This is a genomic window from Pedobacter jeongneungensis (genome assembly GCF_039538295.1).
Taxonomy (GTDB): domain Bacteria; phylum Bacteroidota; class Bacteroidia; order Sphingobacteriales; family Sphingobacteriaceae; genus Pedobacter; species Pedobacter jeongneungensis.
On the sequence record NZ_BAABBY010000006.1, the window covers coordinates 395,843 to 407,768 of the forward strand.

Sequence of the window (11,926 nt, forward strand, 5' to 3'; positions counted from 1 at the left end):
ATTGAGATATTAACGTTGTTCGTATTTTCATTTCCTTTTCTAATCTGTTGGCTGTGGGCAAAACTCACAATCAAATGAACAAAAAAAGTATGCTAACTGTAGCAGGGCTTGGGCTCGCACAGTTAATGATTAGCCAGCTGGCTAATGCTCAAAACCAGGACAGTGTACAACTGAAAGATGTTGTAATTTCTGCAACTAAAAACGATCAGAAACAATCGCAAACCGGTAAAGTGGTTACCATCATCAGTCGCGAAGTATTGGAGCGCAGTAATGGTAAATCATTGCCAGAACTGATCAGTGAGCAGGCGGGGATTATTGTTGCAGGATCGAGCAGTAACCCGGGTTTAAACAAATCGGTATTTTTCAGGGGTGCCGGAAGTGCCTACGCAGTGGTTTTAATTGATGGCATTGTACAAAACGATCCATCAGGAAACGGAGGTGCGTTTGATTTAAGGTTGATTTCTATCGATCAGATTGACCATATCGAAATTTTAAGGGGCGGTCAGTCTACCATTTACGGTTCTGATGCCGTTGCAGGGGTAATCAATATCATCACCAAGAAAGGCGGACCTAAAGGCAATACCATTTACGGTGTGGCCAGTGCAGGCAGTTACGAAACTTACAAAGGAACCATTGGCTTAAATGGCGGAGTTGAAGGTTTTTCGTATAACATTAACTATACCCATGCCAAAACCGATGGAATTTCAGAAGCAGCAACGCCGGTTGGCAGCACAGCCACATTTGATAAAGACGGCTTTAAAACGGACGCCTTAAATGCGAATTTCGGGATCAAGCTGGATAATCATTTTTCTGTAAATCCGTTTGTACGTTACTATTATGGTAATTATAAATTCGATGGGGGTGCCTTTACTGATGCAAACAATTATTCGATTTTGAAAAACTTTGCTGCGGGTACAAATGCCAGATACGAATTTGCCACCGGTAAAGTAACCTTAAATTACAGTTTCGAAAGTACAAGGAACGATGCGCACAGCCAGTATCCAAGTATTAACGAAGGCCGTGTATCCTTACTGGATTTATTTTACAACCAGAAATTAGGTAACAAGCTCGATTTATTGGTGGGTATCGATAACCGTGTGATGAAATTATCATCGGCAACAAACAAACCGGAAACCAACATTTTCGCTGCTTACGGATCATTATTATTACACGATTTAAGCATCTTTAACCTCGAAGTTGGCGGACGTTACAACAAACACGAACAATATGGCGAAAACTATACTTACTCAGTTACCCCAAGCATCAATATCATTAAAGAAATAAAATTATTCGGAACGGTTTCAACAGCATTTAAAGTTCCTACGCTAAACATGCTTTTTGGTCAGTTTGGTGCAAACCTCGATTTAAAACCGGAGAAATCTCAGAATTATGAAGCAGGTGTAAACTTTAGCTTTGCTGATGATAAATTTAGTTTACGCATTGCGGGTTATAAACGCGATTTAACTGATGCCATTCTTTATGCTTATCCTAACGGATATATTAACCAGGTGAGTCAGAAAACCAAAGGTTTCGAAGTTGAGCCGGCGGTAAAATTCAGCGTGTTTAACATTAATGGATACTATGCTTATGTAGAAGGTAATGAGTTCAACTTTGTTGATAATGCTGTGGCCGACTATCTTTTCCGCAGACCAAAACATACTTTCGGCATCACTGCAGGTGCACAGGCTACCCGCAATTTATATGTGAGTGCCAATTTCCGTTATTTCGGCAAACGTACCGATGGTAATTTTACCACCTACACGGTTGATAACTTACCTGCTTATAAATTGTTAAATGCTTATGCAGAATATGCTTTAGCTAAGAAACGCGTAAAGCTGTTTTTCGATGCTAAGAACATCCTGAATGAAAAATACAATGAGATTATTGGGTACAATAGCTTAGGTTTCAACTTTAATACCGGTGTAATTTTTAATATACACTAATAAAATTTAACTTTGCAGTATAAATAATAACCAAAATAAAATGTCTCATTTAAAATTTAATCCACGCACTTTAATTTTGTTGCTGATGATTCTGGCCATAACGGCTTTCCGTTTGCTGGTAACCTTCAACTCTGATGAATTAAAGTTTGCCAATTTCTCATCAATAGGAGCAGTAGCTTTATTTGGTGGTGCATATTTTAAAGATCATCTTAAAGCTTTTGCCTTTCCGATATTGAGCTTGTTTTTAAGCGATTTTATTTTATCAATCACCATTTTCAGTAAATACAGCAGCGGTTTTTTATACGAAGGCTGGTACTGGACTTATATTGCCTTTGCATTAATGGTATTGGTAGGCAGGGTATTGCTTAAAAAAGTAAACGTGGTGAATTTACTGGCTTCAACACTGGTAATCGTTTTAATCCACTGGATTGTGAGCGACATCGGTGTTTGGTTTAAAAATCCGGCCTATACGCAAGATTTAGCTGGTTTTTGGGCATGTTTGGTAAAAGCAATTCCATTCGAGATCAGATTTTTAGAAGGAACCGTAATTTACGGCGCATTGCTTTTCGGAGCTTTCGAAATTTTAAAAGCGAAATACCCGGTATTAAAACTGCAAACACAGAAATTATAGTTATTATCCCTCGATTGGTAAGCACCAATTGAACAAAAATAAATAGAAATCCTCTTTTGATTAAATTTAGAAGGGGATTTTTTTTACTGTGAGTTTTTCGTCATGTTGTATCGATTTATTCTATAGAAATAGTTTCAGCATCATATTAAACCTACTTAAAAAAACCATTAGGTTCTACCGAAGAACGCGTCAATCCCAAGAGCCGGGGAAATCAAAAAAACAGGTGTATTTCAGGCAAACTGGCAGTTCCAAACCTAAAACGCAGTGGTTTTGTGTTCATACACGATGATTTAATTTCAAAAACAAAATATTGAACACAAAACGAAGTGCCTCTGTTTTTTTGATGAGCATAGGATTGCGCAAAAGGCTCATTGCCGGATTGACAAAACGCTTTGGGTACTTTGGCGCTCCAAAGTACCATGCCCCGCGGCATAGAGCGGTAAAAGAATTCGAATTACCTTGGCAGCATACCAACCCAAATAAAAATCAACAAGAAATCCTCTTTTGATTAAATTCAGAAGGGGATTTTTTAGATATTATTTTTAGAATATTTTTTGGCATTATGCTAAACCTGCTTCAACAACCTACAATCTTTACCGAAGAACGCCGTCAATCCCAAGGGCCGGGAAAATCAAAAAAACAGGTGTATTTCAGGCAAACTGGCAGTTCCAAACCTAAAACGCAGTGGTTTTGTGTTCATAAACGATGATTTAATTTCAAAAACAAAATATTGAACACAAAACAAAGTGCCGCTGTTTTTTTGATGTGTATGGGATTGAGTAAAAGGCCCCTTGCTGGATTGACTAAGCATTTTTGCATACTTTTGATGCCTCAAAAGTTTGATGCCCCGCGGCATAGAGCGGTAAAAGGATTCGAATTACCTTGGCAGCATACCAACCCAAATAAAAATTAGCAAGAAATCCTCTTTTGATTAAATTCAGAAGGGGATTTTTTTTATCTTCGATAGCTAATTACATTTTACTTTTACATCATCCATCAAATGAAAGTCGTTTCCTTTTTACCAGCCGCAACTAAAATGATCTACGATATGGGCCTGCAGGAGTACCTGCATGGTGTAACCTTCGAATGCCCTAAAGAAGCTGCCAATCAGCCAAAGGTTGTTCGTTGCATATTAGAAGGTAAAAACTATTCCAGTATCGAAATCGACCGGATATTCTCAGCTTCCAAAGCACAAGGCAAAAGTTTGTACTGGGTGGATGATGCACTTCTGGAAAGCATTTCGCCTGATGTCGTTTTCACACAGGATATCTGCGAAGTTTGTAATATCGACACCGTTTGCACCGAAACTGCCGTAATGAAGCTGAGCAAACAGCCAACTTTGGTTCCTTTGTCGCCCAATAACCTTCAGGATGTTTTTGAATGTGCCATCACCATTGCCAAAGCTTTAGGCAAAGAAGAAGTAGCTTTAAATTATCTGGCTGGCTTACAAAAGAAAACCGATTATATTTTAGATCAGTTGAGGGCAAACCGTGCACCTTTAAAACGCATCATGCTGATGGAATGGATCGAACCCATTTATAACTGTGGCCATTGGATTCCCTTTCAGATTGCTGCTGCCGGTGGCGTAGATATGTTATCTAATCCTGCCGGAGATTCAATTGTTACCCAATGGGATAAAATCTTGAAATACAATCCCCAAGTTTTAGTAATTGCACCTTGTGGATTCGACAAGGACAGGAGCATGGAGGAAATGGAGCTGTTAACCTCTAAACCTGGCTGGGAAAATCTCGAAGCCGTAAAAAGCAATCAGGTTTACATTGCTGATTTCGATATGTTTACCCAACCAAGTGTGGGTACTTTGGTAGAAGGCATTGAAGCTTTAGCCTGTATGTTTCATCCAGACATTTTTAAAGCCGATGAGAATATTGCTAAAAAATTCATCAGCTACAGTCAATCCGTAGTTTCAGTTAAATCAGTTTAATCATGATGAAGCTTGTTGTTTTAACAGGAGCGGGGATCAGTGCCGAAAGTGGGTTAAAAACATTTAGGGATGCCGATGGATTATGGGAAGGTTACAACGTGTACGATGTGGCTACGCCCGAAGCCTGGGAAAAAGATCCCGAACTGGTTCAGCAGTTTTATAACGAAAGAAGAAAGCAGGTTTTGGATGCACAGCCCAATCGGGCACACCAATTGCTGGCTGATCTCGAAAAAGATTTTGACGTTGAAATCATTACCCAGAACATTGATGATCTGCACGAAAGGGCAGGTACTGCTAAAGTTACCCATCTCCATGGTGTAATTACCAAATCCCAGTCCGATTTAAGGTCAGATTTAACTTACCCCATTAAAGGTTCAGAAATTAAAATGGGCGAATTATGCGAACTGGGTTCTCAGCTCAGACCTCACGTAGTATGGTTCGGCGAAGCCGTGCCAATGATTGAAGTTGCTGCCAGAATTTGTAAACAGGCCGATATCTTTGTGTTGATTGGTACCTCTTTGGCTGTTTATCCCGCTGCCGGCTTAATCGATTTTGTACCATCTGTGGTAGATAAATACATCATTGATCCGCGGATTCCCGATGTTAAACGTTATAAAAATGTGATCAACATCGAGAAAAATGCTGTAGAAGGAGTGGCCGAGCTTAAAGCAATCTTATCCAATGCCCGATAAAAAGATTTGTATTTTTAACTGGAGTGGAGGTAAAGACAGCACTTTAGCGCTCCACTATGCCTTGCAGGATCCAACGATCGAAATCCGTTACCTGGTTACTACCGTTACCGAAAAATATAACCGAGTTTCCATGCATGGAGTAAGGGAAGCTTTGCTGATCAAACAGGCTGAAAGCATTGGCATTCCATTGTATCAGATCCGCCTTGGCGAAATGCCTGATATGGAAACTTATGATAGTACCATGAAAACGCATCTTTCTGAATTTAAAGAAGAAGGCATAACCCACTCCATTTTTGGCGATATCTTTTTAGAAGATCTCCGTTTATACCGCGAAAATAAACTGGCTGAAATCGGCCTTCAGGCAATTTTTCCTTTATGGCAGAAAGATACGAAGAAACTGATCAGCGAATTCTTAAACCTGCGCTATAAAACCATCATAGTTTGCACACAACAAAATCTGGAAAGCATTTGTGGAAAAGTAATCAGCCATGATTTAATCAATAATCTTCCTGCAGATATCGATCCCTGTGGCGAAAACGGAGAGTTTCATACTTTCGCCTTTGAAGGCCCGATTTTCAGGAATAAAATACCATTCACCATCGGAGAGCGTGTATTCCGTACCTATAATGCACCGGCCAAAATTACATCAGATGATGATTCACCTTGTTCATCCACAGCACTTTCCGGTTTCTGGTATAATGATTTATTGCCATAATTTTTCATTTTCAAAACATTTTGGCATCATTTTTTCTTTACTACATATAATTAACTAAATCACACATCCGAAATGAAACCTGTTTAGCGAGGTTAGGTAGCTGAACAAGCGTCATGTAAAAATTAAATGTTATGAAAAAGATATTGGTAGTAATCGCATTAAGTTCATCTGTTTTGTTTGCTTGTAACAATAAAGCAAAAGAAGAAGCAGCATTAAAACAACAACAGGCAGAAAAACAGCTGGCTATTAAAGCTGTGAAAGACAGTTTAAGATTGGATAGCTTTAATAAAGCTGCAGCTGCTAAAGTAGAACAGGAAAAAGAAGCTAAACATCAGGCAGAATTAGTAGCCGCCAGAAGAGCAAGAGCAGCATCATCTAGATCGTACGCAAGCTCTGGTTCAGGCGGTAGTTCAAGTGCTGCTTATGGTGGTACGCAGCCAACTGCTAAGAAAAAAGGCTGGAGTGATGCTGCAAAAGGTGCAGTAATCGGTGGTGTAGGTGGTGCAGTGGGTGGCGCTTTAATTGATAAGAAAAAAGGTAGAGGTGCAATTATCGGTGGATTAGTTGGAGCCGGTGGCGGTTATTTAATCGGTAGAGGCGAAGACAGAAAATCTGGTCGTGTGCAACCTAAGAACTAATTAAGTTTAAACATATATTTAAGGTCCCGGTTTATACCGGGACTTTTTTTATGCCTGATAAAAAAGGTTTAATATATTAGTGAAAAAAAGATCCCATGACAGAAACTGCAGATAAAGGCCAGATTCAACACTTTGTAATGTTCTGGTTAAAACCACAACTTACCAAAACTGAAATTTCAGATTTTGCAAACTTTTTCGAAAGCCTGAAGCCGATTAAATATATTAAAACATTGAGTTATGGTTTAGCGGCAAATACACCCGTACGTCCGGTTACCGATAATTCATTTACCTATTCACTTACCATTACTTTCGCCAATATTGCCGATCATAATGCCTACCAGGAAGATAAAACACATTTGGATGCGGTAGAAAAGTTCTCTAAAAACTGGTACCGGGTAGTGGTGCACGATACCGTGATTTCATAACCTTATTCCGTCATTTCGACTCCTTTCCGAAATCCATCATTTCGACCGTAGCGGAGAAATCTATACTAAGTTAAGTTTCGATAACAGATCTCTCCCGACTTGACGTATGGGCTATGCTTCAGTTCGAGATGGCGTTTGAATTTAAGTATTGCTACAGAGAAAGCTTTTTCTCCTTGCCCAATCTTCTCGCGTTCCGTCATTTCGACCGGAGTGGAGAAATCTATACTAAGTTAAGTTTCGATAACAGATCTCTCCCGACTTGACGTATGAACTATGCTTCAGTCGAGATGACGTTTGAATTTAAGTATTGCTACAGAGAAAGCTGTTTCTCCTTGCCCAATCTTCTCGCGTTCCGTCATTTCGACCGTAGTGGAGAAATCTATATCAAGTAACTTTAAGAATAGATCTCTCCCTGCCGATTGAGCGTTGCTACAGAGAAGCTTTTTCTCATTGCCCAATCTTCTCGCGTTCCATCATTTCGACCGTAGTGGAGAAATCTATTTCAAGTTAAACTTTAAGAATGGATCTCTCCCTACCCGAAGCTGGCGGGCATTCCACTGCGTTCTGTCGAGATGACGTTTTGAATTAGAGTATTGTCCTGCACCTCGCTAAACACTAAACCAATACACAAATGACCAATAAACTAATAAACCTCCCATTTATTTGGTAAAATCGACACTCAAAATTTTATTTTGTTTAAGTGTTTAAGTATCATTATATCAAATACTTAAGATTATTATGTTAAATTAATACTATTGACGATGGCTATTTTTAGTTCGAAAATAGCTATAAAAAGCAGAATATAATTTTGTTTTATTAGTTAATTAAGTGAATGTCAGTTAGTTACATTACAAATATCTAATATTGATGCCTGTTATACGCCGCTGTGAAGTCTGTTCGCATCACCTTAAACCTTGCAATAACCGTTTGGATAAATTCTTCATCCAGAATTTCGAATACATCATTTACCCCACCTCCGCTCAGGTCGAGTTCGGCTAATTTATAACTCTGCTCAAAAGTGCCCTGTTCAAACTTAATGATGAATTTCTGGTTCATTGAAAAAATGGTAATCTTACATTCCGGATGTGGAAGTTCTGCTACTACTCTCATATTGTATATTTATTCGTTTGTATTATTGATTGAAATGCCGTTTAATGTTCCCCAGCTCTCCACGATTCCGAAGCGGGCAAATAGTTCCTCCCTATACCATTTCCGCTCTCTGGTAAGCTTAATCACATCAGCGTGATCAAAAGATTTATAAGCATAAGCTTTCATGCTTTCTGCATTTTCCCAGATGGAAAACGTAGCCTGGTCAAAAAACGGATTTTCACCAATTCCGGCTGAAAGGATAAAGCCAGGGGCATTTCGCATGGCAACAGCAGCTCTTTTAATGTTCTGCCTGAATTCCTTGAGCTTGTTAAATCTGATCGCAGCCCTGGTAATCACTGCGATTTTTCCGGTATGAATTTGATTTGAATATGTAACTTTAAATGGTTCTTTTTTAGACCATAAGCCATGGCTTGATAAAGGATTTAATAAGATGGTAAAGCTTTCGGTTCCAAATAAACTGAACCACTTCATCACAAATGAATTTTGATGGAAAGCGTCATAATCCTTTCGGTTATCCCAGGTGGTTAATACGGCCCAATGCTTATAATCCGGAGCCTGATCTACCTGTGCATCCTTTCCGCTTCCCATTAATTTCCAGAATCTGCAGCGCTTATTTAATCCTAATGGAATCCTTAGAATCGCCATTCCCATAAAAGCAAAAGGAATGGTAATGCCCCGGAATTTGGTAATGGTTAAAGTTACAATCATAAAATAAGGGTTTATGTGCCAAAACTAAGGATTTTAAACATAGCTTATCTTTCAAATTTTCGTCATTAAAATCAAAGCATCTGTACATCTCATAAATCATGATTAACTTTGGTTTACAGAAAAAAGAAAATGGCAGAAGATTTAATTATTACCAGAGATACTTCCAAAGAAGAACAATACAAATCCATCATTCCTCAGATTGAAGCTTTGTTATATGGCGAAACAGATTTTATTGCCAACCTGGCCAACGTTGCTGCAGCGCTTAAAGAGCAGTTTGGCTGGTTTTGGGTAGGTTTTTACCTGGTTAAACAGGATGAATTAGTACTTGGACCATTTCAGGGCCCGGTTGCCTGTACAAGAATTAAAAAAGGAAAAGGTGTTTGCGGAACATCGTGGGCAGAAGCGAAAACCATTATTGTTCCCGATGTAGAAGAATTTCCCGGTCACATTGCCTGTGCATCCGCTTCTAAATCAGAGATCGTTTTGCCTTTGATTGTTGACGGAGAAGTGATTGGGGTATTAGATGTAGATAGTGAAGTGCTGAATAAGTTTGATGAAACAGATCAGGCTTATTTAGAGCAAATTATCGATATTTTATTAAACAGATAATTGATATAAAATATTGAAATTAAATCCGGAATATTACCTGAATGAAGATGTAGTGGCACTTGCCAAAGATCTGCTCGGTAAGGTGCTGTACACTAAAATTGATAACGAAATCACTGCAGGTATCATCGTCGAAACCGAAGCCTATTTTGGAATCAAAGACAAAGCTTCACATGCTTATGGTGGTCGCCGTACCAATCGGACAGAAACCATGTACGGCTCTGGCGGAATTGCTTATGTTTATCTCTGTTATGGCATGCATAATCTTTTTAATGTGGTTACTTCGGTTGAAAATGACCCCCATGCGGTGTTAATCAGGGGTATTGAGCCGCTGGTAGGTATCGACATCATTGAAGAAAGAAGGAATATGCCTTATACTAAAGGCGCTATTTCTGCCGGGCCAGGTTCTGCTGCGAAAGCTTTAGGGATTGATAGGACATTTAACACAAAAAACCTTGCGGGAGAGGAAATCTGGATTGAAGACCATGGAATCCAGTATAAAGAAGAAGATATTGCAGCCACGCCCCGCGTAGGGATTGCTTATGCTAAAGAGCACGCTTTATTGCCCTGGCGTTTCTTCGTAAAAGGTAATAAATACGTCAGTAAACCAAATAAGGTTTAATTCATGCAAACCTTTTAGGCTGCTTCCTGTTTTTCTTTCATATACTAAAAATCATGAAAAACGAGAAAAATATAGCAATCCTGAAAGAAATGGCAGAAAGTGTAAGAACCTGTATGTTTACTACTTTCTCTTCAGGTGATGAATTTGGAAGCAGGCCAATGGGCACGGCAAAAATAGAAGACGACGGAAGTCTGTGGTTTTACACCAATGAATATTCGCCAAAATCGAAAGAGATTTCAAAAGAGAACAATGTATTGCTGGCCTACAGCGATCCTTCAAAAAATACTTATTTAACCGTTAAGGGTAAAGCTGAACTTGTTGATGATAAAGTACGTAAAGAAGCCTATTTTTCACCCTTTATTAAAGCCTGGTTCCCTGATGGAATTGAAGATCCAAGATTAATCCTGATAAAAGTTACGCCTGAGGAAGCTGAATACTGGGATGCATCATCTTCAAAAATCGTGGTGCTGTTCAGCATGTTAAAGGCTGTGGTTACTGGTGATACGCCTGATTTAGGTAAACACGATACCATGAAATTTTAATTAAACCAAAATAATTGAAAAGCAGGATTGGAAACAATACCTGCTTTTTTTGTAATATTGAGGCAATGAATTTCGAAAATACCCTTTCATTTGCTAAAGCGCAGGATGAGGCAGATCAGCTCCATCAGTTTAGATCTCAATTTTTATTTCCAAAGCATAACGGAAAATACTTTATCTACCTGTGCGGCAATTCATTAGGACTTCAACCTAAAGCTGCAAGTGATGTTTTAAAACGCCAGTTAGATAACTGGGCCAACTATGCGGTTGAAGGTTGGTTTGATGGAAACGAACCCTGGATGTTCTATCATAAAGCGCTTAAAAAATTAATGGCACCCATTGTTGGCGCTTCTCCGGCAGAAGTTTGTCCGATGAATACCCTGACCGTAAACCTGCATTTGTTAATGGTGAGTTTTTACCAGCCCAAAGGTAAACGTTTTAAAATTATGATGGAAGGCGGCGCATTTCCGTCTGACCAGTACGCAATTGAAAGTCAGGTGAGGTTTCATGGTTTCGATCCAAAAGAAGCGATTATAGAGGTTTTTCCACGGGATGGCGAAGAAACCCTTCGCACAGAAGACATTGTTGATCAGATTAAAGAAAATGCCGGCGAAATTGCATTGGTGCTATTTGGTGGGATTAATTACTATACCGGTCAGTGGTATGATATGAAAGCTATTACCAAAGCCGGTCATGATATTGGAGCCCTTGTAGGTTGGGATTTAGCACATGCAGCCGGAAATGTTCCGGTGAAACTGCATGATTGGGATGTCGATTTTGCTTGCTGGTGTTCTTACAAGTATCAAAATTCAGGTCCTGGTGGCATTAGCGGGATTTTTGTTCATGAGAAACATTTTAACAGTGATTTAAACCGTTTTGCCGGATGGTGGGGGTATCAGGAAAGCAAGCGTTTTAAAATGGAAAAAGGTTTTGTGCCTGAGGCTGGAGCCGACGGCTGGCAGGTAAGCTGTACACAGGTAATGCCTATGGCTTTGTACCATGCATCACTTCAGATTTTTGAACAGGCTGGCTTTATTGAGCCTTTACGGATTAAAAGTATTGCTTTAACTCAATATCTCGAATATATTATAAATGAGGTAAATAATCAATTAGGTGCGGAGCAGTACATAATCATCACACCAAAAAATCCTGAAGACAGAGGTGCTCAGCTATCTATTATAGCCCAATGTAATGGAAAAGAGATTTTCGATGGATTAATGGCGAATCATGTGCTGGGCGACTGGCGTGAGCCTGACGTAATACGGTTAAGCCCTGTTCCACTTTATAATTCTTATGAGGATATTTATCTGGCCGGACAAGCATTGTTAAAAGTGAGTAAAGATATTTTATAAATA

13 protein-coding genes are annotated in these 11,926 nt (G+C 39.2%); 11 read left to right on the forward strand and 2 right to left on the reverse strand.

Going from position 1 to position 11,926, the window contains the following annotated elements; translation table 11 throughout:
- Positions 1-74: 74 nt before the first annotated feature.
- The 7 genes from ABD769_RS13930 (at position 75) to ABD769_RS13960 (ending at position 6,986) form a co-directional block, all read left to right on the forward strand.
- Positions 75-1,943 carry a TonB-dependent receptor plug domain-containing protein gene (locus ABD769_RS13930; RefSeq protein ID WP_344852028.1) on the forward strand — a complete coding sequence of 623 codons (1,869 nt, stop codon included), beginning with the start codon at positions 75-77 and terminating at the stop codon, positions 1,941-1,943.
- Between the two features lie 40 nt (positions 1,944-1,983).
- Positions 1,984-2,574, forward strand: a complete 591-nt coding sequence (locus tag ABD769_RS13935) for a DUF6580 family putative transport protein (protein WP_344852029.1) — start codon at positions 1,984-1,986, stop codon at positions 2,572-2,574.
- A 1,000-nt stretch (positions 2,575-3,574) separates the two neighbouring features.
- The gene (locus ABD769_RS13940; RefSeq protein WP_344852030.1) at positions 3,575-4,516 is read left to right on the forward strand and encodes an ABC transporter substrate-binding protein; all 942 of its coding nucleotides are present in this window, start codon (positions 3,575-3,577) and stop codon (positions 4,514-4,516) included.
- Positions 4,517-4,518: 2 nt separating this feature from the next.
- Positions 4,519-5,208, forward strand: coding sequence for an SIR2 family NAD-dependent protein deacylase (locus ABD769_RS13945; protein WP_344852031.1), 690 nt, complete (start codon positions 4,519-4,521; stop codon positions 5,206-5,208).
- Positions 5,198-5,923 (forward strand): Dph6-related ATP pyrophosphatase, encoded by a 726-nt coding sequence (locus ABD769_RS13950; RefSeq protein ID WP_344852032.1) that lies wholly within the window; start codon positions 5,198-5,200, stop codon positions 5,921-5,923. Before ABD769_RS13945 ends, ABD769_RS13950 begins: the two co-directional genes overlap by 11 nt.
- 131 nt (positions 5,924-6,054) lie before the next feature.
- On the forward strand, positions 6,055-6,561 hold the full coding sequence (locus tag ABD769_RS13955; protein WP_344852033.1) for a YMGG-like glycine zipper-containing protein: 507 nt from the start codon (positions 6,055-6,057) through the stop codon (positions 6,559-6,561).
- 95 nt (positions 6,562-6,656) lie between these two features.
- Complete coding sequence (locus ABD769_RS13960; protein WP_344852034.1) at positions 6,657-6,986, forward strand: Dabb family protein; 330 nt, start codon at positions 6,657-6,659, stop codon at positions 6,984-6,986.
- An 858-nt stretch (positions 6,987-7,844) separates the two neighbouring features.
- Here ABD769_RS13960 and ABD769_RS13965 read toward each other — a convergent pair.
- Both ABD769_RS13965 and ABD769_RS13970 read right to left on the reverse strand, forming a co-directional pair.
- The gene (locus tag ABD769_RS13965; protein WP_344852035.1) at positions 7,845-8,096 is read right to left on the reverse strand and encodes a hypothetical protein; all 252 of its coding nucleotides are present in this window, start codon (positions 8,094-8,096) and stop codon (positions 7,845-7,847) included.
- Positions 8,097-8,105: 9 nt separating this feature from the next.
- Positions 8,106-8,804, reverse strand: a complete 699-nt coding sequence (locus ABD769_RS13970; protein ID WP_344852036.1) for a DUF3291 domain-containing protein — start codon at positions 8,802-8,804, stop codon at positions 8,106-8,108.
- A 129-nt stretch (positions 8,805-8,933) separates the two neighbouring features.
- Between ABD769_RS13970 and ABD769_RS13975 the strand changes: the two genes are divergently transcribed.
- The 4 genes from ABD769_RS13975 to kynU all read left to right on the forward strand — a co-directional run bounded on the left by ABD769_RS13975 (position 8,934) and on the right by kynU (position 11,923).
- Complete coding sequence (locus tag ABD769_RS13975; protein WP_344852037.1) at positions 8,934-9,413, forward strand: GAF domain-containing protein; 480 nt, start codon at positions 8,934-8,936, stop codon at positions 9,411-9,413.
- A gap of 13 nt (positions 9,414-9,426) precedes the next feature.
- Positions 9,427-10,032, forward strand: coding sequence for a DNA-3-methyladenine glycosylase (locus ABD769_RS13980; protein WP_344852038.1), 606 nt, complete (start codon positions 9,427-9,429; stop codon positions 10,030-10,032).
- A 53-nt stretch (positions 10,033-10,085) separates the two neighbouring features.
- Positions 10,086-10,574, forward strand: coding sequence for a pyridoxamine 5'-phosphate oxidase family protein (locus ABD769_RS13985; RefSeq protein WP_113951161.1), 489 nt, complete (start codon positions 10,086-10,088; stop codon positions 10,572-10,574).
- A gap of 65 nt (positions 10,575-10,639) precedes the next feature.
- Positions 10,640-11,923, forward strand: a complete 1,284-nt coding sequence (gene kynU, locus ABD769_RS13990; protein WP_344852039.1) for a kynureninase — start codon at positions 10,640-10,642, stop codon at positions 11,921-11,923.
- The last annotated feature ends 3 nt before the right edge of the window (positions 11,924-11,926 follow it).

Coding starts and splice junctions, on each gene's coding strand:
- ABD769_RS13945 (WP_344852031.1), top strand. CDS start 4,519: ATGATGAAGCTTGTTGTTTTAACAGGAGCGGGGATCAGTGCCGAAAGT.
- ABD769_RS13975 (WP_344852037.1), top strand. CDS start 8,934: ATGGCAGAAGATTTAATTATTACCAGAGATACTTCCAAAGAAGAACAA.
- ABD769_RS13970 (WP_344852036.1), bottom strand. CDS start 8,804: ATGATTGTAACTTTAACCATTACCAAATTCCGGGGCATTACCATTCCT.
- ABD769_RS13955 (WP_344852033.1), top strand. CDS start 6,055: ATGAAAAAGATATTGGTAGTAATCGCATTAAGTTCATCTGTTTTGTTT.
- ABD769_RS13960 (WP_344852034.1), top strand. CDS start 6,657: ATGACAGAAACTGCAGATAAAGGCCAGATTCAACACTTTGTAATGTTC.
- ABD769_RS13930 (WP_344852028.1), top strand. CDS start 75: ATGAACAAAAAAAGTATGCTAACTGTAGCAGGGCTTGGGCTCGCACAG.
- kynU (WP_344852039.1), top strand. CDS start 10,640: ATGAATTTCGAAAATACCCTTTCATTTGCTAAAGCGCAGGATGAGGCA.
- ABD769_RS13985 (WP_113951161.1), top strand. CDS start 10,086: ATGAAAAACGAGAAAAATATAGCAATCCTGAAAGAAATGGCAGAAAGT.
- ABD769_RS13950 (WP_344852032.1), top strand. CDS start 5,198: ATGCCCGATAAAAAGATTTGTATTTTTAACTGGAGTGGAGGTAAAGAC.
- ABD769_RS13940 (WP_344852030.1), top strand. CDS start 3,575: ATGAAAGTCGTTTCCTTTTTACCAGCCGCAACTAAAATGATCTACGAT.
- ABD769_RS13965 (WP_344852035.1), bottom strand. CDS start 8,096: ATGAGAGTAGTAGCAGAACTTCCACATCCGGAATGTAAGATTACCATT.
- ABD769_RS13935 (WP_344852029.1), top strand. CDS start 1,984: ATGTCTCATTTAAAATTTAATCCACGCACTTTAATTTTGTTGCTGATG.